This is a genomic window from Streptomyces sp. CA-251247, assembly GCF_050952975.1.
In the GTDB taxonomy this organism is placed as follows: domain Bacteria; phylum Actinomycetota; class Actinomycetes; order Streptomycetales; family Streptomycetaceae; genus Streptomyces; species Streptomyces achmelvichensis.
The window spans coordinates 3,111,170-3,136,628 of record NZ_CP191861.1 but is presented as its reverse complement, the minus strand read 5'-3'; the positions used below and the strand labels follow the sequence as shown (position 1 = coordinate 3,136,628).

The 25,459-nt window shown below is 70.3% G+C and carries 26 protein-coding genes; 18 read left to right on the top strand and 8 right to left on the bottom strand.

Features of this window, described 5'->3' with window-relative positions; translation table 11 throughout:
- Positions 1-69 precede the first annotated feature (69 nt).
- Together ACQPWZ_RS13735 and ACQPWZ_RS13730 are read left to right on the top strand one after the other, a co-directional pair.
- Positions 70-474, top strand: a complete 405-nt coding sequence (locus tag ACQPWZ_RS13735; protein WP_433571462.1) for a hypothetical protein — start codon at positions 70-72, stop codon at positions 472-474.
- A gap of 73 nt (positions 475-547) precedes the next feature.
- The gene (locus ACQPWZ_RS13730; RefSeq protein WP_433571461.1) at positions 548-1,222 is read left to right on the top strand and encodes a class F sortase; all 675 of its coding nucleotides are present in this window, start codon (positions 548-550) and stop codon (positions 1,220-1,222) included.
- Between the two features lie 36 nt (positions 1,223-1,258).
- Here ACQPWZ_RS13730 and ACQPWZ_RS13725 read toward each other — a convergent pair whose 3' ends face one another.
- Positions 1,259-3,028, bottom strand: a complete 1,770-nt coding sequence (locus ACQPWZ_RS13725) for a tetratricopeptide repeat protein (RefSeq protein WP_433571460.1) — start codon at positions 3,026-3,028, stop codon at positions 1,259-1,261.
- A 108-nt stretch (positions 3,029-3,136) separates the two neighbouring features.
- Between ACQPWZ_RS13725 and ACQPWZ_RS13720 the strand changes: the two genes are divergently transcribed.
- Both ACQPWZ_RS13720 and ACQPWZ_RS13715 read left to right on the top strand, forming a co-directional pair.
- On the top strand, positions 3,137-4,504 hold the full coding sequence (locus tag ACQPWZ_RS13720) for an FAD-binding oxidoreductase (RefSeq protein ID WP_356705232.1): 1,368 nt from the start codon (positions 3,137-3,139) through the stop codon (positions 4,502-4,504).
- Between the two features lie 133 nt (positions 4,505-4,637).
- Positions 4,638-5,018 carry a VOC family protein gene (locus ACQPWZ_RS13715; protein ID WP_433571459.1) on the top strand — a complete coding sequence of 127 codons (381 nt, stop codon included), beginning with the start codon at positions 4,638-4,640 and terminating at the stop codon, positions 5,016-5,018.
- Positions 5,019-5,024: 6 nt separating this feature from the next.
- Here ACQPWZ_RS13715 and ACQPWZ_RS13710 read toward each other — a convergent pair whose 3' ends face one another.
- The gene (locus ACQPWZ_RS13710) at positions 5,025-5,507 is read right to left on the bottom strand and encodes an SsgA family sporulation/cell division regulator (RefSeq protein ID WP_340473306.1); all 483 of its coding nucleotides are present in this window, start codon (positions 5,505-5,507) and stop codon (positions 5,025-5,027) included.
- Between the two features lie 219 nt (positions 5,508-5,726).
- Between ACQPWZ_RS13710 and ACQPWZ_RS13705 the strand changes: the two genes are divergently transcribed.
- Complete coding sequence (locus ACQPWZ_RS13705; RefSeq protein WP_340473305.1) at positions 5,727-7,139, top strand: RDD family protein; 1,413 nt, start codon at positions 5,727-5,729, stop codon at positions 7,137-7,139.
- 84 nt (positions 7,140-7,223) lie between these two features.
- Complete coding sequence (locus ACQPWZ_RS13700) at positions 7,224-8,006, top strand: RDD family protein (protein ID WP_340473304.1); 783 nt, start codon at positions 7,224-7,226, stop codon at positions 8,004-8,006.
- Here the strand turns inward: ACQPWZ_RS13700 and ACQPWZ_RS13695 are convergent.
- Entirely contained in the window at positions 7,995-8,318 is a 324-nt protein-coding gene (locus ACQPWZ_RS13695) for a hypothetical protein (RefSeq protein WP_313946098.1), read from the bottom strand. The genes ACQPWZ_RS13700 and ACQPWZ_RS13695 overlap by 12 nt on opposite strands.
- A gap of 371 nt (positions 8,319-8,689) precedes the next feature.
- Between ACQPWZ_RS13695 and ACQPWZ_RS13690 the strand changes: the two genes are divergently transcribed.
- Together ACQPWZ_RS13690 and ACQPWZ_RS13685 are read left to right on the top strand one after the other, a co-directional pair.
- Complete coding sequence (locus ACQPWZ_RS13690; RefSeq protein WP_433571458.1) at positions 8,690-11,110, top strand: immune inhibitor A domain-containing protein; 2,421 nt, start codon at positions 8,690-8,692, stop codon at positions 11,108-11,110.
- A gap of 123 nt (positions 11,111-11,233) precedes the next feature.
- Positions 11,234-11,554 (top strand): hypothetical protein, encoded by a 321-nt coding sequence (locus tag ACQPWZ_RS13685; RefSeq protein WP_313946100.1) that lies wholly within the window; start codon positions 11,234-11,236, stop codon positions 11,552-11,554.
- Between the two features lie 96 nt (positions 11,555-11,650).
- On the opposite strand, the gene ACQPWZ_RS13680 is transcribed toward ACQPWZ_RS13685, so the two are convergent.
- Positions 11,651-12,241, bottom strand: a complete 591-nt coding sequence (locus ACQPWZ_RS13680) for a nicotinamidase (protein ID WP_356705228.1) — start codon at positions 12,239-12,241, stop codon at positions 11,651-11,653.
- 105 nt (positions 12,242-12,346) lie between these two features.
- Entirely contained in the window at positions 12,347-13,675 is a 1,329-nt protein-coding gene (locus ACQPWZ_RS13675) for a nicotinate phosphoribosyltransferase (RefSeq protein ID WP_433571457.1), read from the bottom strand.
- A gap of 162 nt (positions 13,676-13,837) precedes the next feature.
- On the opposite strand from ACQPWZ_RS13675, the gene clpS reads away from it, so the two are divergent.
- The 7 genes from clpS to ACQPWZ_RS13640 all read left to right on the top strand — a co-directional run bounded on the left by clpS (position 13,838) and on the right by ACQPWZ_RS13640 (position 18,753).
- Positions 13,838-14,152 (top strand): ATP-dependent Clp protease adapter ClpS, encoded by a 315-nt coding sequence (gene clpS, locus ACQPWZ_RS13670; protein ID WP_313946103.1) that lies wholly within the window; start codon positions 13,838-13,840, stop codon positions 14,150-14,152.
- Positions 14,152-14,745 (top strand): DUF2017 domain-containing protein, encoded by a 594-nt coding sequence (locus tag ACQPWZ_RS13665; RefSeq protein WP_340473301.1) that lies wholly within the window; start codon positions 14,152-14,154, stop codon positions 14,743-14,745. The genes clpS and ACQPWZ_RS13665 overlap by 1 nt, the downstream gene beginning before the upstream one ends.
- 394 nt (positions 14,746-15,139) lie before the next feature.
- Entirely contained in the window at positions 15,140-16,582 is a 1,443-nt protein-coding gene (locus ACQPWZ_RS13660) for an amino acid permease (RefSeq protein ID WP_405569988.1), read from the top strand.
- 121 nt (positions 16,583-16,703) lie between these two features.
- Entirely contained in the window at positions 16,704-17,126 is a 423-nt protein-coding gene (locus ACQPWZ_RS13655) for a M67 family metallopeptidase (RefSeq protein ID WP_340473299.1), read from the top strand.
- A 120-nt stretch (positions 17,127-17,246) separates the two neighbouring features.
- Positions 17,247-17,363, top strand: coding sequence for a putative leader peptide (locus ACQPWZ_RS13650; RefSeq protein WP_356705224.1), 117 nt, complete (start codon positions 17,247-17,249; stop codon positions 17,361-17,363).
- A gap of 107 nt (positions 17,364-17,470) precedes the next feature.
- Positions 17,471-17,803, top strand: coding sequence for a MoaD/ThiS family protein (locus tag ACQPWZ_RS13645; RefSeq protein ID WP_313946108.1), 333 nt, complete (start codon positions 17,471-17,473; stop codon positions 17,801-17,803).
- Positions 17,803-18,753, top strand: a complete 951-nt coding sequence (locus tag ACQPWZ_RS13640; protein ID WP_313946109.1) for a PLP-dependent cysteine synthase family protein — start codon at positions 17,803-17,805, stop codon at positions 18,751-18,753. The genes ACQPWZ_RS13645 and ACQPWZ_RS13640 overlap by 1 nt, the downstream gene beginning before the upstream one ends.
- Before the next feature lie 46 nt (positions 18,754-18,799).
- Here ACQPWZ_RS13640 and ACQPWZ_RS13635 read toward each other — a convergent pair whose 3' ends face one another.
- Positions 18,800-19,261 (bottom strand): type II toxin-antitoxin system PemK/MazF family toxin, encoded by a 462-nt coding sequence (locus ACQPWZ_RS13635; RefSeq protein ID WP_405569983.1) that lies wholly within the window; start codon positions 19,259-19,261, stop codon positions 18,800-18,802.
- A 512-nt stretch (positions 19,262-19,773) separates the two neighbouring features.
- Between ACQPWZ_RS13635 and ACQPWZ_RS13630 the strand changes: the two genes are divergently transcribed.
- The 3 genes from ACQPWZ_RS13630 to ACQPWZ_RS13620 all read left to right on the top strand — a co-directional run bounded on the left by ACQPWZ_RS13630 (position 19,774) and on the right by ACQPWZ_RS13620 (position 22,582).
- Positions 19,774-20,526: an MBL fold metallo-hydrolase gene (locus tag ACQPWZ_RS13630; RefSeq protein ID WP_340473296.1), complete on the top strand. Its 753-nt coding sequence runs from the start codon at positions 19,774-19,776 to the stop codon at positions 20,524-20,526.
- Positions 20,527-20,649: 123 nt separating this feature from the next.
- Positions 20,650-22,158: an APC family permease gene (locus tag ACQPWZ_RS13625; RefSeq protein WP_356705221.1), complete on the top strand. Its 1,509-nt coding sequence runs from the start codon at positions 20,650-20,652 to the stop codon at positions 22,156-22,158.
- Position 22,159: 1 nt separating this feature from the next.
- The gene (locus ACQPWZ_RS13620; RefSeq protein ID WP_340473294.1) at positions 22,160-22,582 is read left to right on the top strand and encodes a universal stress protein; all 423 of its coding nucleotides are present in this window, start codon (positions 22,160-22,162) and stop codon (positions 22,580-22,582) included.
- 76 nt (positions 22,583-22,658) lie between these two features.
- On the opposite strand, the gene ACQPWZ_RS13615 is transcribed toward ACQPWZ_RS13620, so the two are convergent.
- Complete coding sequence (locus ACQPWZ_RS13615) at positions 22,659-23,927, bottom strand: PTS transporter subunit EIIC (RefSeq protein WP_340473293.1); 1,269 nt, start codon at positions 23,925-23,927, stop codon at positions 22,659-22,661.
- A gap of 265 nt (positions 23,928-24,192) precedes the next feature.
- Complete coding sequence (locus ACQPWZ_RS13610; protein WP_356705220.1) at positions 24,193-25,452, bottom strand: PTS transporter subunit EIIC; 1,260 nt, start codon at positions 25,450-25,452, stop codon at positions 24,193-24,195.
- Positions 25,453-25,459 lie beyond the last annotated feature (7 nt).

Genomic DNA, 25,459 nt, shown 5'->3' with positions numbered 1-25,459 from the left:
CCATGCCCGGACGCCGCGTTGCGACGCCGTCCCGGCATCCCTGGTCCACGCTGGAATGGAGCCACATTCATGTCCCACCGTCTGTCCCTGCGCGCCCTCGCCGTCGCCACCGCCGCGACCGCGGCAGTGATCGTCCCGGCCGGCGGCGCCTTCGCCGACTCGACCCCCGCTCCCGCCAAGCCGGCCGCGGACCGCACCGCGCAGCCGGTGCGCGAAGCGCCCACCCCCGCCCCCGCGGAGAAGGGGCCCGGCCGTCTGCCGCGCGGCGGTGTCGACGCGGGTGACAAGCCCGCCCCGGCGCAGGAGCGGGCCGGCCGTCTGCCGCGCGGTGGTGTGGACGCGGGGGAGCAGCCCGCCGGCAGCGGGAGCGGCAACAGCACCGCTCTCGCCGGATCGGCGGCCGGAGTCGCGCTGCTCGCGGGCGCCGGTGCCGTCGTGATCCGCCGTCGTACGGCCGGCCGTCACCACGGCTGACCCACCCCGCCGCGGGGGCGGCCGCCGGTCGCGGCGGCCGCCCCCGCGGACCTCTGCCGCCTCAGGAGTACCGATGACCCCGCCGCACCGTCCCGGTCAGCATGCCTTCGGGCCAGGGCGGACCGGCGCTTCCCCCGCGCCCGTCCGTCCCCTTCTTGCCGCCCTTGCCCTCACCCTCCTCGCCGCCGTCACCGGCTGCTCCGCGGCGGCCGACGAGGTCCCGGCCGCGGGGACACCGCGCGCCTTTGCCACAGCGCCCTCCGACCCCGCCCGTCAGCAGAAGGCCGACCCCGCCCGGAAGCAGAAAGCCGATCCCGTGGAGGTGAGCATCCCCTCGATCGGCGTGAGCGGCCCGCTGATGCGACTCGGCCTCAACCCGGACGGCACCGTCGAAGTCCCGCCCGCGGCCCGGGGTATGACCGCGGGCTGGTACACCGGTGCGGCCGTCCCGGGCGACCGCGGGGCCGCCGTGATCATCGGCCACAACGACACCCGCCACGGCCGCGCCGTCTTCCACGACCTCCGGAAGATCGCCCGGGGCGCGGACATCGCGGTGCGCAACGCCGCGGGGGCGACCGTCCACTTCACCGTCACCGCCACGGAGACGGTCAGCAAGCAGGCCTTTCCCACCGAACGGGTCTACGGCCGCACAGCGGGCCGCGAGCTGCGGCTGATCACCTGTGACGGGGCGTTCGACGCGCAGGGTCACCCGGTCGACAACCTCATCGTCTACGCCACCCTCCGCTGACCCCGGCTCTGCGCCGGGGCCCGCCGCCCGGGACGGTCAGTTGCCCCCCGGCCGCGCGTTGCCGGGCCCGCCGGACGCCGGCGGCTGGGCGTTCGCGTTCTGCCGCGGCGCAGTGCCGGCGGACCGCCCGGGGGACTGCCGCGAGGGCGGGGCCTGCTGCCCGGCACCGGCGTCGCCCGGGTTCGTCCCCTGGCCCGTACCGCCGGGGTACGTGCCCGAGGAGCCGGTCGCGGAGGATCCCGCACCGGAGGCATCCGTACCGGACGAGCCCGTGCCCGCCCCCGCCCCGTACCCCGTGCCCGCTCCGTCGGCGGACGGGCCCGCGCCGCCCGACCGGGGCCGCTCGGACGGCTCCTGCTTCGGCTTCACCTGGCCGCCGCCCGTGCCCCCGTCGCCCCGCACGGGCTCCGCGTCCGGCTCCTCGCCGGTCACCTTCCTGGGGCCGCCCTCCGGCAGTTCCCCGAGCGCGGTGAGGGCGTCCGCGGCCAGCGGAGCCAGCAGCGGCGAGAAATGCGGATTGATCCGCAGCGCCTCCGCGAGGTGCCGTCGGGCCGGACCCCACAAACCGAGTTCCCGCTCGATCTCCCCCCGGTGGTAGGAGAACTGCGGGCTGCGCAGGCCCTCGTCCGTCGCCCTCCGCGCGTACGGCAGCGCCTCCTTCGCCCGGCCCGCCTTGAACAGGGCCCAGCCCAGCGCGTCCGCGACCTGGATGCTGCGGTGCTTGCGGTTCCACTCGCTCTGGAGCCGGCGCACGGCGGCCTCCGGGTCGCCGTGGTCCGCCTCGTACAGAGCGAGCACCAGTTCCTGGTTCACGCCGTACTCGCCGGCCTTCGTGGCCGAGGTGCGCATCAGCTCGTACTGCGACTGGGCGTCGCCGTTCAGCCCGAGCGACTCGTACAACTCGCCCGCCTCCAGCGCGTACTGCGGCAGCGGAAGCTCCTCCAGCGCCGCCTGGTAGTCGCGGAAGGCCTCGTCGGTACGGCCGAGTGCCGCCAGCGCGCGGGCCCGCGACGCCAGGGCCGGGTGGAGGTCCGGCGCGAGTTTCAGGGCGCGGTCGTAGGCCTCGACGGCTTCCTGCGGCTCACCGCGCTCCCAGGCCAGATCGCCCAGCTGCTGGAGGGCGACCGCCTTCTCCGCGCGGTTCGAGGCGCTGCCCACGGCGTCGTACGCGGTGGCCGCCGCGTCCTCGCGCCAGCCGCGGTTGCGGTAGACCCGCGCGGCCAGGCCCAGCGCCTGCGACCCCGTGTGCAGCGACGTCAGGGTGTCCATCGCCTTGATGACGGCCTTGTAGTCGCCGAGGCCGTTGCAGGCCTCGATCAGTGCCGGGTACGCCGTCCATCGCTTCGGCCGCTGTTTGACCGCGCGCTCGGCCAGGGCGCGGGCGGTGACGAAGTCCTGCCGGGCGTTGGCCAGCGTGGCGAGGCCGACGAGGGCCTCGGTGTTGCCCTCCTCCGCCGGCAGCGCCTCCAGCGACCTGTGCAGGGCGCTCTCGGCCTTCGGGAACGCGCCCCAGTCGGCGAGTCGTGTGCCCCGCTGCACATACGCCGACCCGAGCAGCGCCCACGACTCCCCGTCCCGGGGGTGCGCCTCGAGCCAGCGCTCCCGCTCGGCGATCAGAGAGGTCAGGTCGTCGAGAGCGGCCGGAATGCCCGTCGCCGCGGCGGCCCCCGCCCGGCCGCCGGGGCTGCCGGGTGCCGGGCGGGGGCTCAGCTCGTCGCGGCCGGGAACCAGCACGACCACTCCGGTGACCAGCGTCGCGGCGACCAGGGTGCTGATCGCGGCGGTCTTCAGATGTTCGCTGTTCATGGCGCTCACTGTGCGTCAGCGAGCAGTAAATACGAAGAACACACCCGGCCCTGTGAACCGGAACGCAGACGGGTTCACACCGATGGCCCCTGGTGCGACGCTGGGTCCATGGACGATCTTCTCGAACGGCTGCGTTCCGGCCTGCCCGCCGATGCCCTCATCACCGATCCGGATGTGACGGCGTCGTACGGACACGACATGGCGAGCTTCTGCGAGGCGGGCACGCCCGCGGTCGTGGTCCTCCCGCGGACGGTGGAACAGGTGCAGCACGTCATGCGCACCGCGACCGAACTGCGCGTCCCGGTCGTCCCGCAGGGCGCCCGCACCGGCCTGTCCGGCGCCGCCAATGCCTCGGACGGGTGCATCGTGCTCTCGCTCACGAAAATGGACCGGATTCTGGAGATCAGTCCGGTCGACCGGATCGCCGTCGTGGAGCCCGGGGTCGTCAACGCCGTGCTCTCCCGCGCGGTCAACGAACACGGGCTCTACTACCCGCCTGACCCCTCCAGCTGGGAGATGTGCACGATCGGGGGGAACATCGGCACCGCGTCCGGCGGACTGTGCTGCGTCAAGTACGGCGTGACCGCGGAGTACGTGCTCGGCCTGGACGTCGTTCTCGCCGACGGCCGGCTGCTGACCACGGGCCGCCGCACCGCCAAGGGCGTCGCGGGCTACGACCTCACCAGGCTCTTCGTCGGTTCCGAGGGGAGCCTCGGCATCGTTGTCAAAGCGGTGCTGGCCCTCAGGCCGCAGCCGCCCGCCCAGCTGGTGCTGGCGGCGGAGTTCGACTCGGCGGCGGCCGCCTGCGACGCGGTCTGCGCGATCATGGAGCGGGGCCACACCCCGTCGCTGCTGGAGCTCATGGACCGCACGACACTGCGGGCCGTCAACGCCATGGCGAACATGGGGCTGCCCGAGACGACCGAGGCCCTGCTGCTGGCCGCCTTCGACACCCCGGAGCCGGCCGCCGACCTCGCCGCCGTCGGGGAGCTGTGCAAGGCCGCGGGCGCCACCGAGGTCGTCCCGGCCGATACGGTCGCCGAGTCGGAACTCCTCCTCCAGGCCCGCAGGATGTCGCTCACCGCGCTGGAGACCGTGAAGACGGCGACGATGATCGACGACGTCTGCGTACCGCGCTCGAAGCTCGGCGCGATGCTGGAGGGCACGGCCGGCATCGCGGAGAAGTACGACCTCACCATCGGCGTCTGCGCCCACGCGGGAGACGGCAACACCCACCCCGTCGTCTGTTTCGACCACACCGACGCCGACGAGTCCCGACGGGCCCGCGAGTCGTTCGACGAGATCATGGCGCTCGGCCTCGAACTCGGCGGCACGATCACCGGCGAGCACGGCGTCGGCGTTCTGAAGAAGGAGTGGCTCGCGCGCGAACTCGGGCCGGTGGGAGTGGAGTTGCAGCGCGGCATCAAGGCCACCTTCGACCCGCTCGGCATCCTCAACCCCGGCAAGCTCTTCTGAGACCCGGGTCCTGGGTCCAAGGTCTGCCGGGCCGTCGGACCGATGGCCGATGCCCGGCCGTCCCCGTACTCCTAGCGTGGAGACATCGGCCCGGCGGCCGGGCCGCCGGGCAAGCGCCCAGGAGGAGGCAGCCGTGCCCGCACGCCTCGACCACACCATCGTCCATGCCCGCGACCGCTTCGCCGCCGCCCGCTTTCTCACCGAGCTCATCGACGAACCCGAGCCGAAGGCCTTCGGCCCCTTCGCGAGCGTCCCCCTGAGCGGCGGGGTCACTCTCGACTACTACGACCACCGCGGGAACGCCGAGATCGTCTCCCAGCATCTGGCGTTCCTCGTCTCCGAGGAGGAGTTCGACGCGATCTTCGCGCGGATCACGGAGCGGGAACTGCCGTACTGGGCCGACCCGGCCCACGCCGAGCCGCAGCGGATCAACCACCTGTTCGGTGGCCGCGGGGTGTACATCGACGACCCCGACGGCCACTCCATCGAGTTCATCACCCATACCTACGTCTGATCCCCCTCACGCATGGGCGTCGCCCTCCTGCGACTCGTCCGACGGCCAGGGGCTGCGCAGCCACAGATCGTCGGCCGGGGTGGGCGCCAGCAGCTCGGCGAGACCGTCGTCGATGCCCAGCCGCTCGGACTCGGAGCCCGGCGGAACCACCCGCAGCGTCCGCTCCAGCCAGGCCGACACCACCGTGGCCACCGCCTCCAGCAGCGCGTCGCCGTCCGGTGAGCTGAGCGCCATCAGGACGACGTTTCTGCCGTCGACCTTGGTCGGCCAGACCCGCACATCGCCGTTGCCGCACGGCCGGAACACCCCCTCCACCAGCAGTTCCCGGGCAAAGGTCCACTTGACCGGACTGTCGGAGCCGACGTGGAAAGTGACGTGCACGGCGTACGGATCGTCCGTGCGATAGGTCAGCCGGGCCGGAACGGGGACGCTCCGCTCGGGCGACAGAACGAGTTTCAGCTCCAGTTCGCGTTCCACCACTGAGTGCATGACAGTGCTCTCCCCTTCGGATACGAGGCCCGTGGGCGGGCCCTGCAAGGAGAGAGCGCGGTCCCCGCCGGCTATGACGCGGGTTCGGGGAACAACTTTCTGTGATCGGACGGTGACCGGAAAGTGGTCGTTACGCCGGGACCGGCCCGGGGACACTCAAGGGTCTGATAGATGTGGAGCCTTGTATTGAGGCTCTCGAGGAGATACGGGACCACGGTGATGAGCGCCCCCACCCCGGCCACCGGCGACGGAAGTCCGACGCCCGGCTACTACCCGGATCCGTCCATCCCCGGATACGTCCGGTACTGGAACGGCGCTGCCTGGGTGCCCGGCACGAGCCGGCCCGCTCCGAACGCCGGCGAGGCGATGGACCCCGGGCCCGGCCAGGCAGCCCCCGAAACGGCTCCGGAAGCCCGGGTCGAGGAGACCGGCCCGCACTTCTTCGACGAGGAGCCGTCCGACCAGCCCTCCCGCCCGGAACCCGCGACCGCCTGGGCCGCCGACACCTCCCGGCAGACCGGGTTCGGCGGCGACCGCGACAACCGGGTCTCCTGGGGCGGTCCCCAGGACCCGCGCACCCCGGCCGCCCACGGCGGACCGGCGGCGGGCGCCCCCGCAGACCCGCGGCTTCCGTCCCAGGCCGGCGACCCGACCGGCGGCGCGCTGCCCGGCGTGCGCTCCCTCGGCGGGGACGACGCCGGTGAGCCCCGGACGGACAACACCGCGGCCATCCGTGCCATGCGGTCCCGTCAGGGAGCCGCCGCCGACGCCGGCACCGCCGACCCGTCGGCGTCGCACGGCTCGCAGACCCAGCCTCCGGTCGACCACACCGTGACGATCCGCGCCCTGCGGGCCGCCGCCGCGGCCGCGGGACGGACCGACGAAGGTCTCAGCGTCCGGTCCATGACCCCCGGCGCCTCCGCGCCGTCCCCGCCGCAGGCCCCCGCGCAGCCCCAGACGCCGGAGGTGCCGCAGCAGGGACCCGAGCGGGCCGGCCACGCTCCCATGACCGACGGCCCCGGCGGCGGCTCGGCCTCCTGGGCGCAGCAGGTCCACCGACTCGCCCGCGAGACCGACAACGACCCGCCCGTCACCCCCTGGAAGCCGCCGGTCAACGACCCCTTCCTCGCGGCCGCCCAGGCGCAGGCGTCGGCCCGCCCGGCCTCGCTGGGCAAGCGGTTCGCCGCCCGGCTGATCGACACCGTGCTGCTCGGCGCGGTCGTCGGAGCGGTGGCCGTACCGGTCGGCTCGCAGGCGCTCGCGCACATCAACGACAAGATCGACGCGGCGAAGCAGTCCGGCGAGACGGTGACCGTCTGGCTGATCGACGGCACCACCTCCGTCCATCTCGCGATCATCCTGGGCGCCCTGCTGGTGTTCGGGGTGCTGTACGAGGCGTTGCCGACGGCGAAGTGGGGCCGCACGCTGGGCAAGAAGGTCTGCGGTCTGTCGGTCATGGACATCGAGTCCCACGACCCTCCGTCGTTCGGTGCAGCGCTGCGCCGCTGGCTCGTCTACGGCGTACTCGGCGTGATCGCCATCGGCGTCGTCAACGTCCTGTGGTGTCTGTTCGACCGGCCGTGGCGGCAGTGCTGGCACGACAAGGCGGCGCACACCTTCGTGACCGGCTGACCCGTCCGGACCGGCGCGCGCGGGGGTCCCCCGAACGGCACGCGAGCCGTTGCGGGCACCCGCCCGGCGCGGTGCACTGCCCCCATGAGCAACGACGCGCCGACGCCGGGCCAGCCGCCCGAGGACGACCCTTTCCTCAAGAAGCCGCAGGACCCCACGCCGCCGTCGGCGGGCGGTCCGCAGGAGCCTCCTCCGGGGCCGCCGCCCGGCTCCGGACAGGGGCCGCCGCCGGGTTCGCCGTACGGCGGGCAGGGCGGTGACCCGTACGGAAGCGGCCGCCCCGGCGCGGGCGATCCCTACGGCGGCGGTGGGCCCGGCGGGCCGTACGGCGGCGGACCCGGCGGTCCCTACGGCGGCGGTCCGGGCGGTCCCTACGGCGGGGTCGATCCCCTCGCCGGGATGCCGCCGCTCGCGGAGTTCGGCCGGCGGTTCCTCGCCCGGGTCATCGACGCGCTGATCGTGTTCATCCCGCTGTTCCTGCTGTCGTTGATCTTCGGCGGCTGGGGCGTCGACGCGAACGGCGACTCCTGGGACGACATCGCGGGCGACCTGAACACGGGCAGGCAGTGGCTGTGGTCGCTGATCTCCCTGGTCGCCTACGTCGGCTACGACACCCTCATGGTCAAGAGGAGCGGCCAGACCGTCGGCAAGAAGCTGATGAAGCTGCGGGTCGCGATGCTCAACGACGGGAGCGTGCCGGACACCGGCTCCTCGCTGCTGCGGGCCGTGGTGCTGTGGGTGCCGGCGCTCGTCTGCTGCTTCTGTATCTGGTGGCTGGTCATCATCATCACGATCCTGACCGACAAGCCCTACAAACAGGGCCTGCACGACAAGGCCGGCAAGACCGTGGTGGTGTCAGCGGCGTAGCGAGTGCTCGCCGACCCTGGCCTCGGCGCCGACGCGGGCGCGGGGCCCGGGCACCCGGTTGGTGAGACCGTCGGCGGAAGCCGCGGCATGTTTCACGCGGGCGGTGCGCGCGGCCTGAGCGGCCCTCGCCGCCTGTGCGGCCCGGCCCATCGGCAGGGCCACCGCGACCAGCAGTCCGAGCGCCATGGATGCGACGCCGATGGCGGCGACGCCGACGGGGTGGGCGGTACGCGTCAGCAACAGCAGCGCGAGGGTCGAGAAGACGACGGTGGCCGAACCGTAGGCGAGCTGTGCGGCAGTCGGACGCGGCATGACGGTATCCGTCCTCGGGACGTCGGGGGCTGGCTCTCAACGCGGTCGCACTGACAGGTGACTGTACGGCGATGGATGCCCGGCGGGAACGGGTGGTAAGCGTGACCTAACCCACGGTGCTGGTGCATCGGGGGCGCACGGAGTCATTCGATGCATCAAGTGGCCTGATACGTGCGCCCGTTGGCCGGTCTCAGGCTCGTCCGGATACCGGAACTGTGCTCCTGCATAGTGCAGTTGGCCTGTTCAAGTCAAGGTCTGTCTTTTCTCCGGCAACTCCGGTCGAATGTCGTCACTTGTGACGCGTGTACCGCGCCCGGACGACCCCACATGAGTCCGGCTGCGAACGGTAGCGCGGGGGAGGACAACTTCAAGTGACCATCAAGCGACGGACGATCAGAACGTCCGCGGTGCTCGTGGCTCTGGCGGCCACGGCCGCCTCGGCCTCGGCGTTCACCAGCGCACAGGCCGAGGACCAGGGCTCCACGGCGTCCGCGAGCATCGAGCGCCGTGACCCGGCGCCGCAGAAGGACCATGTCGAGCACGACCTCGACGGACCCTTCAGCAAGCAGCAGGAGCAGCAGCGCGAAGCCGCTCTGGAGCAGGTCATATCCGGCGACGCCACCGTGCAGAAGCGCGGCGGCTCCCAGGTCGTGAAGCTCGGCGACAAGAAGTACGTCGAGCTCGGCCGGGAGAAGACGGACAAGATCTTCACGATCCTGGTGGAGTTCGGCGACAAGGTCGACGACACCACGATGTTCGACCCCGACGGTCCGGACGGACCCGAGGCGCCGGTGAAGAAGTACGGCGGCCAGCCCGGCCCCCTGCACAACAAGATAGCCAAGCCCGACCCCAAGCTGGACAACTCCACGGCCTGGCAGGCGGACTACAACCAGAAGCACTTCCAGGACCTCTACTTCGGCACCGGCAAGGACAAGAAGACCGGTCAGCAGAAGGAGTCCCTGAAGACCTACTACGAGAAGACCTCTTCGGGCCGTTACTCGGTCGAGGGCGGCGTCTCCGACTGGGTCAAGGTCGACTACAACGAGGCCCGCTACGGTTCCAACTACTGCGGCGACTCCAACTGCGCCAACGTCTGGGACACGGTCCGCGACGGCGTCACCGCCTGGGTCGCCGACCAGAAGGCCAAGGGCCGTACCGACGCGCAGATCAAGGCGGACCTGTCCGGCTACGACCAGTGGGACCGGTACGACTTCGACAACGACGGCAACTTCAACGAGGCCGACGGCTACATCGACCACTTCCAGATCGTCCACGCCGGTGAGGACGAGTCCGCCGGCGGCGGCGCCCAGGGCCCCGACGCCCTGTGGGCGCACCGCTGGTACGCGTACGGCACCGACGCGGGCAAGACCGGCCCGGCGAACAACCGGTCCGGCGGCACCCAGGTGGGCAGCACCGGTATCTGGGTCGGCGACTACACCGTGCAGCCCGAGAACGGCGGCCTCGGTGTCTTCGCCCACGAGTACGGTCACGACCTCGGTCTGCCCGACCACTACGACACGTCGGGCAAGGGCGAGAACTCGACCGGCTACTGGACCCTGATGTCGGCGGGCTCCTGGCTCGGCACCGGCAAGGACTCCATCGGCGACCTGCCCGGCGACATGACCGCCTGGGACAAGCTCCAGCTGGGCTGGCTCAACTACACCAAGGGCAAGGCCGCGAAGGCGTCCACCCACAAGCTGGGTGTCTCGGAGTACAACACCAAGCGGCCGCAGGCGCTCGTCGTCGAGCTGCCGAAGAAGGCCGTCACCACCACCGTCGTGAAGCCCGCCGAGGGCTCCAAGCAGTGGTGGAGCGACATGGGTGACGACCTCAAGAACACCCTGACCCGCCCGGTGGACCTGACCGGCAAGTCCAAGGCGTCCCTGGAGCTTTCGGGCTGGTGGGACATCGAGACCGGCTACGACTACCTCTACGCCGAGGTGTCGACGGACGGCGGCGCCAACTGGACGCCGGTGGACGGCACCGCCGACGGCAAGGCCGTTCCGCGCGACGCGGGCGACAAGCCGGCGCTGACCGGAACCTCGGGCGCGTACAAGAAGCTCGTCTACCCGCTCGACGCGTACGCCGGCAAGAAGATCGACGTCCGCTTCCGCTACCAGACGGACGGCGGCGCGGGCGGCAAGGGCTTCGCTGCCGACGCCATCATGGTCAAGGCGGACGGCACGGCGCTGTTCACGGACAACGCCGAGGGCGACGACGCGGGCTGGACCTCGAAGGGCTTCTCCCGCATCGCCGAGTCCTTCACCAAGCAGTACGAGCAGTACTACCTGGCCGAGAACCGCCAGTACGTGTCGTACGACAAGACCCTCAAGGTCGGCCCGTACAACTTCGGCTTCAAGGCTCCGAAGGACGGGTGGGTCGAGCACTACCCGTACCAGAACGGCCTGCTGATCTGGCTGTGGGACACCTCCCAGAAGGACAACAACACCAGCGCCCACCCGGGCCAGGGTCTCGTCCTGCCGATCGACGCGCACGCCAAGCCGCTGAAGTGGGCCAACGGCACGCTGATGCGGAACAAGATCCAGACGTTCGACTCGACGTTCAGCCTGCGGCCGACCGACGCGTTCACGCTGCACAACGCGGACGTCGCCCAGCGGATCAAGGCGCAGAAGGGCACCTCGGTGTTCGACGACCGCAAGGGCGTCTACTGGTACGCCGAGAACCCGACGGCGGGTGTCAAGGTAACTGACACCAACACCAAGATCTCCATCGTGAGTGAGCCCAAGAGCGGTGAGTCGATCACCGTGAAGGTTGGTCCGTCGACCAAGTAAAACGTATAACCGCAGGTCAAACCATGATCGGCCGTCGCCCTCTAGCGGGCGGCGGCCGATCGTGTTTAGGTGCGTCCTACCGGATCCTTATTGACACGCCATCTCACGGGGGAGTGGTTCCGCATGCCTGGCGGAGGTTTCAGCAAGTTGCCCAACGGCAGCGTGGTCGTCGCGCTCAGCCTGCCGAGTCCGCTCGGCGACGGGAGCACGGCCCGCTTCCTGGTCCTCGCGAGGAACCGGGCGAGGGCGCTGACGCGACTGCGGAACCTGGGGCTGCGGGCGGTCTATCTGCGGGGCAACGTCGAGCCGCCCACACCCGACGAGATCACCGCCGTACTGCACCATCCGGACGGCCTGCTCTGGCGCGGCCAGCCGGGGGCGACCCAGGAGCTCTGGCACCCGATACGGGCGCTGCTCCAGGACGCGCGGGTACGGGAGGGGTAGCGGCGGCCCCACGGGTCACCCGGACCCGCCCGGGGCCCGTGTGCGGCTCCGGGGCGGACGAGGCGGGTGAGGGACCGCCGGGGGACCGGCAGGCCGTCAGACGACCGGCTTGCCGGACAGCTCCACGCCCGCGCCCCGCAGCTCCTCCAGCGCCCGCTCCGTCGACTCCTTCGCCACTCCCGCCGTCAGATCCAGCAGCACCTGCGTCGTGAAGCCCTCGCGGGCCGCGTCCAGCGCCGTCGCCCGGACGCAGTGGTCCGTCGCGATGCCGACCACGTCGACCTCCGTCACCTCACGCGCCCGCAGCCACTGCGCCAGCGTCGTGCCGTTCTCGTCCGTGCCCTCGAAGCCGCTGTACGCCGCCGCGTACGCGCCCTTGTCGAAGACGGTGTCGACCGCGCCCGACGCCACCGCCGGAGCGAAGTTCGGGTGGAAGCCCACGCCCTCCGTGCCCGCCACGCAGTGGGGCGGCCAGCTGTGGGAGAAGTCGGGGTGGTCGGAGAAGTGGTCACCGGGCTCGATGTGGTGGTCGCGGGTGGCGACCACGTGCTGATAGCCGGCGGGGGCGGCGGCCTGGCCGATCAGGTCCGTGATGGCGGCGGCGACCTCGGCGCCCCCCGTCACCGCGAGGCTGCCGCCTTCGCAGAAGTCGTTCTGGACGTCCACGACGATCAGGGCGCGGTGCATGGCGGGGATCCTTAGGGGTGCGGGGAAGGGCGGCGGGGGCATGCGAGCGGCGCTATCGAGCCTAGAGACTCGGGCGGCTCAGCGGGAGAGGGCTTCACGCTGCGTTCATACGTACTCCGTCGGCAGGACAGGCTCTCCCTTGGACAGCTGGGTCGCCGACATCGGCAGCCCGGACCGCGCCGCACGGTGCCGGTCCCGTGCCGTGTCGAGCGGCTCGCGGGCCACCACCGTGCCGCCCTTGACCAGCTCGACCAGGAGCTGGTGGTCGGCGAGTTCGGCCGGGACCGGACCGACTCCGATGACCTCGGCCTCCGCCACACCCTCGGCGTCCAGCCGGCGCGCGGCCCACTTGCGCCCGCCCCGCGAGGACTTCGCACCCATCGACTTCTTCGCCACGGGCTGGAGCGGGGCCTGCGGATCGGACGACTGCGCACGGGCGACGATCTTGTAGACCATCGAGCAGGTGGGGTGCCCGCTGCCGGTGACCAGCTGGGTGCCCACCCCGTAGGCATCCACCGGCGCGGCGGCCAGCGAGGCGATCGCGTACTCGTCGAGGTCGGAGGTGACCACGATCCTGGTGTCGCGTGCGCCCAGGTCGTCGAGCTGCTGGCGCACCCGGTGCGCGACCAGCAGCAGGTCGCCGGAGTCGATGCGGACGGCGCCCAGTTCGGGCCCGGCGATCTCCACGGCGGTACGCACGGCCTCGGCCACGTCGTAGGTGTCGACGAGCAGCGTCGTCCCTCGTCCGAGTGAGTCGACCTGGGCCTGGAAGGCGTCGCGCTCGCTGTCGTGGAGCAGGGTGAAGGCGTGCGCGCTGGTGCCCACCGTCGGGATCGCGTAGCGGAACCCGGCGGCCAGGTCGGACGTGGAGTCGAAGCCGCCCACGTACGCGGCGCGCGCCGAAGCCACCGCGGCGAGCTCGTGCGTACGCCGCGCGCCCATCTCGATGAGCCCCCGCCCGCCCGCCGCCGACGACATCCGGGAGGCCGCGGCGGCGATCGCCGAGTCGTGGTTGAGGATCGAGAGGATCACGGTCTCCAGCACGACGCACTCGGCGAAGGAGCCCTCCACCCGCAGGATCGGCGAGCCCGGGAAGTACACCTCGCCCTCGGGGTAGCCCCAGATGTCGCCGGTGAAGCGGTACGAGGCGAGCCATTCGAGCGTCGGCTCGTCGACGATCCGCTGCTCGCGCAGAAAGCCGAGCACACCGGCGTCGAAGCGGAAGTTCTCCACGGCGTCGAGCACCCGTCCGGTGCCGGCGACCACGCCGTAGCGCCGCCCCTCGGGCAGTCTGCGGGTGAAGGCCTCGAAGACCGAGCGGCGCCCCGCCGTACCGGACCGGAGCGCGGCCTGCAGCATCGTGAGCTCGTACTGGTCCGTGAAGAGCGCTGTCGAGGGCACATCCACCGGCAGGCCAAGGTCCGCAGTGTTCACGACGGTCAACCTCACACTTCTTGTCCGGGCTGCCGGTCGGACCGACCGGGTGCCGGGGGTCGCCCCCCGGGTGACGCAGCCATGACGTGAGCGTAGCGCACATCTCGTCAGAGTGACGAGATGTGAGGCCCGTTTGTGCGATGGGCCCCTGCGGGTGGCAGCATGGACCGGGTGAGTGTTGCTCCTACAGAGATCGAACGCCCCGAATCGGCGGAGGAGACCTTCGCCGTTCCCGAGCCGGATGTGCCCTGGGTGACGCTGGTCCACAACGACCCGGTCAATCTGATGAGCTACGTCACCTATGTCTTCCAGGCCTATTTCGGCTACTCCAAGGACAAGGCGCACAAGCTGATGCTCGACGTGCACCACAAGGGACGGGCCGTGGTCTCCAGCGGCAGCCGCGAGGAGATGGAACGCGACGTGCAGGCGATGCACGGATACGGGCTGTGGGCGACGCTCTCCCAGGACCGCAACTGATGGCGGGCCACTTCGAGCCGATCCCCGGCGGCGGCGCGGCCGTCCCGCTCGACGAGGTCGAGATCTCCATCCTGCGCTCCCTCGCCGTCCAGATGCTCGAGCTGATCGGCCCCGGCGACGAACCGGTCGAGGGCGAGGACCCGCTCGCCGCGATGTTCGCCGAAGGGCCGAGCGAACCGCCCGCCGACCCGGCGCTGGCGCGGCTGTTCCCCGACGGCTACACGGGACCTGACGCGGACGAGCAGGACGAGGAACTGCGCGCCGCCTCCGCCGAGTTCAGGCGCTTCACCGAGACCGACCTGCGCTCCCGCAAGCGGGACGACGCACTCTGTGTCGTCCGCTGCCTCGACGCGCTCAGCGCCGGCGGCGAAGGCGGAGCCGTGCTGAAGCTCGGGCCGGACGACTGCGCGCGCTGGCTCGGGGCCCTCAACGACCTGCGTCTGACCATCGGTACGCGTCTCGAGGTCGGCGACGAGGACGAGAACAACGAGCTCTACCGGCTGCCGGACGACGATCCACGCAAGCCGATGGTCATGGCGTACCTCTGGCTCGGGGTGCTCCAGGAGACGCTCGTCGAGACGCTGATGCACTGAGATCCGTGCGCCGGAGCCACGGTTCCGGCGCACGGACCGCGCCCGTCCCGGCCCGCGTATCCGGGGCTGTTTTCCGTCATGCTCCTGCCGGATTCCGTTCGCTCAACGGACACTCAAATCCGGATAACGATCGTGTCACCAAGCCTTCGTGCTTTGCGATTTCGGGGGAGTTTTGTCCCCTTCTTCCTGTGCTGTGCGCCACACTCGCTGCGACCGGTCAACGTTGCAGTCGTGATAAATCTTCCGGACCGCCGGGGGCGCCACCCATGTTCCCGGGGGCGCTGTGGCCGGCTGATCGCCGGTAGCACTCCATCCACATCCGGGGGGATCAGGACCTGATCCGCAGCCTCGCGACGCAGCGGGCGCGGTCAGCATGGAGAAAGGGCGCATCACCATGACCTCGGTGCAGGTCGACAAGAAGCACGGCGGCGAAGGTGCCGCTGACCAGGGCTACCAGCGAGGACTGGGTGCTCGTCAGATCCAGATGATCGCGATCGGCGGAGCCATCGGCACCGGCCTCTTCCTGGGCGCCGGCAAGGCCATTTCCAAGGCCGGACCGAGCCTCATCCTGGCCTACGCGATCGCCGGCCTGGTCATCTTCTTCATCATGCGGGCGCTGGGCGAACTGCTCATGTACCGCCCCGTCTCGGGCTCGTTCGCCGAGTACGCCCGCGAATTCGTCGGCCCCTTCGCGGGCTTCGTGACCGGCTGGACGTACTGGCTCTTCTGGGTCGTCACCGGCATCACCGAAGTCACCGCGGCAGCCACGTACATGACGTACTGGTGGGACATCCCGCAATGGCTCTCCGCACTGGTCTTCACGATCATCCTGTACGGCGCGAACCTGATCTCCGTGAAGCTCTTCGGTGAGCTGGAGTTCTGGTTCTCCATGGTCAAGGTGACGGCCATCATCGGCATGATCCTCATCTGCGCCGGTGTGCTGACGATCGGCTTCTCCGACGCCGGCGACACGGCCTCCATGACGCACCTGTGGTCCGAGGGCGGGTTCTTCCCCAAGGGCATCGGCGGCACGCTGATGACGCTGCAGATCGTGATGTTCGCCTTCCTCGCGGTCGAACTGGTCGGCGTCACCGCCGGCGAGTCCAAGGACCCGGAGAAGACGCTCCCCAAGGCGATCAACACCGTGCCGTGGCGTATCGGCGTCTTCTACGTCGGCGCGCTGATCATGATCCTCTCGGTCGTGCCGTGGACCGCGTTCCAGCCGGGCGTCTCGCCCTTCGTCGCCGCGTTCGAGCGCATGGGCCTCGGCGTCGGTGCCGCGATCGTCAACTTCGTCGTCCTGACCGCGGCCCTGTCCTCCTGCAACTCGGGCATGTACTCCACCGGCCGGATGCTGCGCGACCTCGCGCTCAACGGTCAGGGCCCGGCGTTCTTCACACGGCTGACCAAGAGCGGCATCCCGCTGGCCGGAACCACCTTCTCCGCCGCGCTGATGCTGGTCGGCGTCTGGATCAACTACCAGTGGCCCGGCGATGCGTTCAACTACGTCGTCTCCTTCGCCACCATCTCCGGCATGTGGGCCTGGATCATGATCCTGGTCAGCCAGATCCGCTACCGCGCCAAGGCCGACCGCGGCGAGCTGCCGCAGTCCACCTTCAAGGCGCCCGGCGCCCCCTGGACGAGCTGGTTCGCCCTCGCCTTCATCGGCATGGTCATCGTGATGATGGGCGTCGACAAGGACGCGCGGATCTCGCTGTACTGCGCGCCGCTGTGGGCGCTGATCCTGGGCGTTTCCTACCTGGTGCTGAAGGGACGCAACCCCGAGGGGGCGGCGTTCGTGAAGCGCGACGCGACGAAGGCGGACGCGGAGCGCTAGACGTTCCGCAGGGAACGGCGCCAGGCTCTTCTGCCGGGCCCGCCCCCGTCGCAGGTCCAGCATCCGGGCCGGCTCGTACCACTCCTCGGTACGGCCGGCCCGTCTGCTTATCCTGTCGCTCATGCTGACCATCACCCAGGCTCTGTTCGACCGGATCGTCGAGCACGCACGCGCCGACCATCCCGACGAGGCGTGCGGGGTCGTCGCCGGCCCCGAGGGCAGCGGCCGCCCCGAGCGCTTCATCCCCATGCTGAACGCGGCCCGCTCGCCCACCTTCTACGAGTTCGACTCCACGGACCTGCTGAAGCTCTACCGCGACCTGGACGACCGGGACGAAGAGCCGGTGATCATCTACCACTCGCACACCGCGACCGAGGCCTACCCGTCGCGTACGGACATCAGTTACGCGAACGAGCCCGGCGCCCACTATGTCCTGGTCTCGACCGCCGACACGGAGGCCGCGGGGCCCTTCCAGTTCCGCTCGTTCCGCATCGTGGACGGCGAAGTGACCGAGGAAGACGTCAAGGTCGTCGAGGCCTACTGAGCCCGCGACCGGCGCGGCAGCGGCCGACGGTTTCCTCGCCCGACCATATCGTGAGCCGGATGCGTCCAGGATGCGAGATCCCCCTCCGGGATACGGAGGGGGAATCGATACGATGACCGCATGGTTCCTTCTGACGTGAGCGACAAGACGCCGAGCGCCCTGCTGCTCGTGGCGCGGCTGCACGTCGACCTGTGCCGCCTCGCCAGCGCGATGTGTCCGGCCCGCGCCGCGTCCTGACCGACGGCCCACCGGCCCTACGGCCCGAGCGCACCCAGCACCGAACCCCCTCGCGCGGGGGCAGAGCCGCGCGCCCCCAAGCCTCACTCCCGACAGGAGCCCACGCCATGGCCATCGAGGTCCGCATCCCGACCATCCTCCGCACCTACACCGACGGCGCCAAGGCCGTCGAGGGCAGCGGGGACACCCTCGCCGATCTCTTCGCCGACCTCGAGTCCCGGCACAACGGCATCAGGGAGCGCATCGTCGACGGCGACCAGCTCCGCCGTTTCGTGAACGTGTACCTGAACGACGAGGACGTGCGCTTCCTCGACGGCATCTCCACCAAGCTCGCGGACGGCGACAGCGTCACGATCCTGCCCGCCGTGGCAGGAGGCTCCGCCGCCGCGCAGCAGCGTCCCGCCGAGGTGATGGCCGCGCGCCAGGCGGGCATGCGCTGATGCGTTACGACTCCCCGCTCGCCGCGGTCGGCAACACCCCACTGGTCCGCCTCCCGCGCCTGTCGCCCTCGGACGACGTGCGGATCTGGGCCAAGCTGGAGGACCGCAACCCGACCGGCTCGATCAAGGACCGCCCCGCGCTCCACATGATCGAGCAGGCCGAGAAGGACGGCCGGCTCACCCCGGGATGCACGATCCTGGAGCCGACGTCCGGCAACACGGGCATCTCCCTGGCGATGGCGGCGCGGCTCAAGGGCTACCGCATCGTCTGCGTGATGCCCGAGAACACGAGCGAGGAGCGGCGGCAGCTGCTCGCCATGTGGGGCGCGGAGATCATCTCGTCCCCCGCGGCGGGCGGCTCCAACACGGCGGTCCGTGTGGCGAAGGGGATCGCCGAGGAGAACCCGACCTGGGTGATGCTCTACCAGTACGGCAACCCCGACAACGCGGGCGCCCACTACGCGACGACCGGTCCCGAGATCCTCGCGGACCTGCCGTCCATCACCCACTTCGTCGCCGGCCTCGGCACGACCGGCACGCTGATGGGCGTCGGCCGCTATCTGCGTGAGCAGGTGCCGGGCATCCGCATCGTCGCCGCGGAGCCGCGCTACGACGACCTGGTCTACGGCCTGCGGAACCTCGACGAGGGCTTCGTCCCCGAGCTCTACGACGCGTCCGTCCTGACGACCCGCTTCTCCGTCGGCTCGGCGGACGCGGTCACCCGCACCCGTGAACTCCTCCAGCAGGAAGGCATTTTCGCGGGAGTCTCCACCGGCGCGGCACTGCACGCGGCGATCGGCGTCGGCAAGAAGGCGGTGAAGGCGGGGGAGCAGGCGGACATCGTCTTCGTCGTCGCGGACGGCGGCTGGAAGTACCTGTCGACGGGTGTCTACACGGCGGCCACGACGGAGGAAGCCATCGAGACGCTCCAGGGCCAGCTCTGGGCCTGACGCCGGTACGGACCCTGCGGACACGACCTGGCCCCGGGTCCGCGGGTCATGCCGACAGGTGACGGACCTGGTCCCACACGGTCGGGTCCACGATCCCGACCCTCCGGCGGAACTCCCACACCTCGACCGCCCGCAGCTCGTCGGTCTCCAGGAAGCTCGGGCGGCCCTGCGCGTCACCCACCGTGCCGGGCGGCAGGGAGATCACGCCCGGGCGCTCGTCGTGGTACTTGCTGGTGATCTTCGCGACCTGGGCGGTGCCGCCGCGCACCGACAGCACCAGGCAGGGTCGGTCCTTCGAGCCGGGCCCGTCCTCGTAGGGAACGTCCGCCCACCAGATCTCACCGGGCTGCGGCTTGTGCTTCGTCGCGCGCCGGGGGCCGGTGGGCCGCCCGGGAGGCCGGGTGCGCCCGGCGGGCCGCCGCGGGCTGCGCCCGTACCCGTCGGCCACCGCGGCGACCAGCGCGATCACGACGACGGCGGCGACTGCGAGCCACCAAGACGTATCCATGCCCCGGAAGGCTACCGGCCCCCTGCCCCGAGGTCTCGCACCCGACGGCGCCGACGGGCCCGCACCCTGCCGTCAGCCCAGGCGCCACGCGCCCACCCCACCCCACCCCGGCCACTGCCGCCCGCGCCCCGCTGTCAGCCCAGGCTCTGTGATCACCGGCCGGTACCACTACCACCCACCTGCCCACCTGCCCACCCGGCCACAGGGCATCGCACCCCGCTTTCAGCCCAGGCTCTGTGATCACCGGCCGGTACCGCCAACGGCCCCGCCCCACCCCGGCCACTGGTGCCCGCACCCGCCTTCGGCCCAGGCTCTGTGATCACCGGCCGGTACCACCAGCGGCCCCGCCCCACCCCGGCCACTGCCGCCCGCACCCCCGAACCGGTGACAGCGCAGGTGAGTTCCCCCACAACCCCCCTCTCTGGAGGAGCGACCCGCCCTTTCGCGCCTTACGCTCGACAGACCGCACGACCCGCCCCCCAGCCCTCCTCGTCAACGGAGGTTCAAGCTCCATGAAGCTCACCGTCGTCGGCTGCTCGGGGTCGTTCCCGTCCGCGGAATCGGCCTGCTCGAGCTACCTCGTAGAGGCCGACGGCTTCCGGCTGCTCCTCGACATGGGCAACGGCGCCCTCGGCGAGCTGCAGCGCCACATCGGTCTCTACGACCTCGATGCCATCTTCCTCAGCCATCTGCACGCCGACCACTGCATCGACATGTGCGGATACTTCGTGGCCCGGTACTACCGTCACGAAGGCGGTCGCTGCGAGGCCATCCCCGTCTACGGACCCGAAGGCACCGAGCAGCGCCTGACCACCGCCTACGCCGACACCCCGTCGAAGTCCTCCATGAGCGAGGTCTTCGACTTCCACACGCTCAAGCCGGGCACCTTCGAGCTGGGACCGTTCTCCGTCCGGACCGAACGCGTGGCCCACCCGGTCGAGGCGTACGGCATCCGGCTGGAGCACGAGGGCAAGACGCTGACGTACTCCGGCGACACCGGCGTCTGCGAGCCGCTCCACCAACTCGCCGACGGCGCCGACCTGTTCCTGTGCGAGGCGTCCTTCACGCACGGCAAGGAGGACGTCCCCGACCTCCACCTCAACGGCCGTGAGGCGGGCGCGCACGCGCAGCGGGCGAACGCGGGCCGGCTGGTCCTGACGCACATTCCCCCGTGGACCGACGGCGAGCGGAATCTGGCCGACGCCCGCGCGGTCTTCAGCGGCCCGAGCGAGATCGCGGTGCCCGGGGCCGTCTACCACCTGTAGGAGCCGGCAGGAGGCCGTGTCGTGGACGTTCCGGCGTGCACGACATCTGGCCGACAGGTCGATCCCGGGCCTACGCTCTAAAATCACATATGACCGGACACATCGCCTGATCTGTGAGGAAACATGGCCGATGACGTCGCGGACAGACGCCCGCAGCCCAGCCCGGAAGCTGACCTGAAGCACAACGCGATCGGCTTCGTCGACGCGCTCGTCATCGGAATCAACTCCACCTCCCCGGCCTACTCGCTCGCGGCCGTCATCGGCCCGGTCGTGGCCCTCGTGGGCATCTACGCCCCAGGCGTGATCCTCGCGTCCTTCGTGCCGATGCTGCTGATCGCATCGGCTTTCTTCTATCTCAACAAGGTCGACCAGGACTGCGGCACCACGTTCTCCTGGGTCACCCGTGCCATGGGCCCGTGGGCCGGCTGGATCGGCGGCTGGGCGATCATGATGACCGGCGTGCTGGTCGTCGGATCGCTCGCCGACGTCGCCATCGGCTTCGGACTGCTCGCCGTCGGACTCGACAGCTGGGCGGACAACGCCGTCGTACGCCAAACGCTCACCGTTCTGCTGATCCTCGTGATGACGGCTGTCTGCGTCATCGGCACCGAGGCCTCGGCGCGTGTGCAGAACGTGCTGATCCTCGCCCAGATCGTCTGTCTGCTCGCCTTCGCGGTCGTCGCGATCTACCGCGTCTACGCGGGCACCGCCTCCCTGCCCTCCATCGAGCCGAAACTGTCCTGGCTCGACCCCTTCGGCGCGGGCGGCGCCGCGCTGACCGGCGGGCTGCTGCTGGGCGTCTTCATGTACTGGGGCTGGGAGTCGGCGGTCAACCTCACCGAAGAGGTCGAGGACTCCGCCAGCGCCCCGGGCCGGGCGGGCATCTGGTCGACGATCGTGCTGCTGGTGTCGTACCTGTCCGTCGGCATCGCGGTCGTGGCCTACGCGGGCCCGGCCTTCCTCGCCGAGAACGCCGGCGAGGAGGAGTTCATCTTCGGTCTGCTCGCCGGCGAGGTCATGGGCGGCTGGGACTGGATCGTGCTGCTGGCGGTCTCCACCTCCGCCCTCGCCTCCACGCAGACGACGATCATCCCCTCGTCGCGCACAGCCCTGTCGATGGCCCGCAGGCACGCGCTGCCGTCCGTGTTCGCCCGCATCCACCCGCGTTTCCACACCCCGCACGTGGCCACCTGGGCGGTCGCCTTCGTGGCCATCCTCTGGTACGTCGTCGTCAACCTGATCAGCGAGAACGCACTCTTCGACTCGCTCACGGCGCTGTCGCTGCTCATCGCGTTCTACTACGCGCTGACCGGACTCGCCTGCGCCGTCTACTACCGCCGCCACCTCACCGAGAGCGTCCGCAACTTCTTCCTCATCGGCGTGGGCCCGCTCGTCGGTGCCGCCCTGCTGGCCTGGCTGCTCGTGGAGTCGATCGGTGACATGGCCGACCCGGCGAACTCCTACAGCGGAGTCTCCTGGTTCGGGCTCGGACCGCCGCTCGTCATCGGTATCGGCATCCTGCTCGTCGGCCTGATCATCATGGTCGCGCGCCGCCTGACGTACGCAGAGTTCTGGCGCGAACGGCCCGGCGTGGCGGACCCGGCCGCGGTGCGCGCAGGCAAGGAGTCGTGAGATGTGTGTCGTCCTGGGTTACGACGAGTCGCCGGGCGCGGTCCGCGCGCTGAACGTGGCGATCGAGGTGTCGGCGGCGTTCGGTGAATCCCTCGTCCTGGTCTACGGCGCCGCGGTGCCGGGCCACATGGGGGACGAGTACCGGGCTCATCGGGACGCGCTGCGGGAACTGGGCCGCACGGCCCTCTCGCATGCGGTGGAGGCGGCGGACGAGGCCGGTGTGCCGACCACCGTCGAGATCATCGACTCCAACCCCTCCCAGGCCCTGCTGGAGGCGGCCGCGAAACACGAGGCGCGGGTGATCGTGGTCGGCACGTATGCCGAGAGCCCCATGCGCGGCGCGCTGCTCGGCTCGACGCCGCACAAGCTGCTGCACCTGTCGTCGATCCCGGTGCTGTGCGTACCGGCGCCGGTGACGGGCTGAGGCGAACACGGCGGAGCCCGTGCCCCCTCCTGGAGGGCACGGGCTCCGCCGTTTCGGACGAGTCCAGGCGCGTGGGCTACTTCGCCTCGGCCTTCTGGAGTTCCGCCAGCTCTTCGTCGGACTCACGGCCCGGCGTCGGCAGGTTGAACTTGGTGATCGCGAAGCGGAAGACCACGTAGTAGACCGCCGCGAAGGCGAGGCCCACCAGGGCCAGACCCCACGGGTTGGACGCGATGCCGAGGTTCAGGAAGAAGTCGACCGCACCGGCCGAGAAGCCGAAGCCGTCCTTCATGCCGAGCGCCCAGGTCAGCGCCATGGAGACACCGGTGAGCACCGCGTGCAGGGCGTACAGCACCGGGGCGATGAACATGAAGGTGAACTCGATCGGCTCGGTGACACCGGTGACGAACGAGGTGAGCGCGAGCGAGAACATCATGCCGCCGACGACCTTGCGCCGCTCCGGGCGGGCACAGTGCACGATCGCGAGGCAGGCCGCCGGGAGGGCGAACATCATGATCGGGAAGAAGCCGGTCATGAACTGTCCGGCGCTCGGGTCGCCGGCGAGGAAGCGCGCGATGTCGCCGCTCTTGCCCTCGTACGTACCGGCCTGGAACCACGGGAAGGAGTTGAGCAGGTGGTGCATGCCGATCGGGATCAGCGCACGGTTGGCGATACCGAAGATGCCCGCGCCGACCGCGCCCGAACCGACCAGCCACTCACCGAAGTTGTGCAGACCGGTGCCGAGGACCGGCCAGATGAGACCGAAGAGGATGCCGACGACGAGACCCGCGAAGGCGGACAGGATCGGGACGAGTCGGCGGCCGCCGAAGAAGCCCGCCCAGTCGGGCAGCTTGGTGCGGTAGAAGCGCTGGTAGAGCAGCGCGACAACGATGCCCATGACGACGCCGCCGAGAACCTTGGCGTCCACCGGGGCCTCGGTCATGACTATCTTGCCGTCGACGACCTTCGCGACCTTGTCGAGGTTCGGGTCGGTGAACGTGGCCAGCACGTTCTTGAAGACGAGGTAACCGGCGACGGCGGCGAGGGCCGTGGAGCCGTCCGACTTCTTGGCGAAACCGATCGCGATGCCGACGGCGAAGAGCAGCGGCATGTTGTCGAGCAGGGCGCCACCACCGGCCGACATATAGCCGGCGATCTTGGTGATGAAGGTCGGGAAGGACTCCTTGCCCAGCATGTCGGGCTGGCCGAACCGGACCAGGAGCGCCGCTGCGGGGAGCACCGCGACCGGCAGCATCAGGCTGCGGCCGATGCGCTGCATGACAGCCATCGCGCCGGCGCCCAGTTTCTTCTTGTCCGCCTCGGGGGCGGCGCTAGCCGTGGACATCAACTTCCTCCAGGAGAGCAAGGCGCCGCCGGGCATGGAAAAACGGGGGTGGACGGCGTCTCAAGGGGAACGCGGCGACCGCCGCGTGGTCTACACCACTGAGTGGTGTAGACCTGTTGTAGCACGTGAAGGATAGATAAGGAACCTGCGATTTCTTCTGCCGGGTTCATACCGCCGGAAGTCAGCACAAAGGCCCCCGGACCGGGTGGTCCAGGGGCCTTCTGTGGCGATTCGTACCGGGGGTCCAGTCGCCCCGGCGGAGCCGCTACTTGGTCGTCTCCTGCTCCATCTCCTCCTGGAGCTCCTCCGGCTCACGCCCCGGTGTCGGGATGTTGAAGACCGTGATCACCACCCGGAAGACGACGTAGTAGACCACCGCGAAGCATGCGCCGATCGGCAGGATGAGCCAGGGCTTCGTATCCAGATGCCAGTTGACGATGTAGTCGATCAGACCCGCCGAGAAGCTGAAGCCCGCATGCACCCCGAGCGCCCAGGTGATCGCCATGGACGCACCGGTCAGCAGCGCGTGCAGGCCGTAGAGCAGCGGTGCCGCGAACATGAAGGAGAACTCGATCGGCTCGGTCACGCCCGTGACGAACGAGGTGAGTCCGACCGAGAACATCAGGCCCGCCACCCGCTTGCGGTGCTCCGGCTTGGCGCAGTGGGTCATCGCGAGCGCCGCGGCCGGCAGACCGAACATCATGATCGGGAAGAAGCCCGACATGAACTGCCCCGCCGACGGGTCCTCGGCGAAGAAGCGCGTCAGGTCGCCCTGCACCACCGTGCCGTCCGGCTTGGTGAACTCACCGGCCTGGAACCAGAAGAACGTGTTCAGGAACTGGTGCATGCCGATCGGGATCAGCAGCCGGTTGGCGACACCGAAGATGCCGGCGCCCCAGGCGCCGAGGCCGATCAGCTGTTTCGCGAACACGGTCAGCGCGTCACCGACGGGCTCCCACAGTAGACCGAACAGCACGCCCAGGATGCAGCAGATGAAGGCCATGATGATCGGCACGAGCCGGCGGCCGTTGAAGAAGCCGAGCCAGTCGACGAGCTTCTTGCGGTGGTAGCGCTGCCAGACGACCGCGGTCAGCAGACCGATCAGGATGCCGCCGAGGACGCCGGGGTTCTGCGGTTTGCCGTCCGGGAGCAGTTCGGTGATGGAGCCGTCGATGGGGAACGCCTTCAGCACGCCGAAGTAGACGAGGAACCCGGCGACCGCGGCCAGCGCCGTCGAGCCGTCGGCCTTCTTCGCGAAACCGATGGCCACACCGATGCAGAACAGCAGCGGCAGACCGAAGGCGCCGTCCAGGATGGCGGTGCCGCCGAGGGTGAGGACCTTGGCCGTCTTCACCCAGAAGTCGCCGTGCAGATAGGCGCCGAAGAGATTGCCGAGGCTGACGAGCAGACCGGCCGCGGGCAGGACGGCCACCGGGAGCTGAAGGCTCCGGCCCACCTTCTGGAGGCCCTGGAACAGTCCGTTCCACCAGTTGCGCTGAGGTGCTGCCGCACTCCCGGTGCTCATCGGCGTC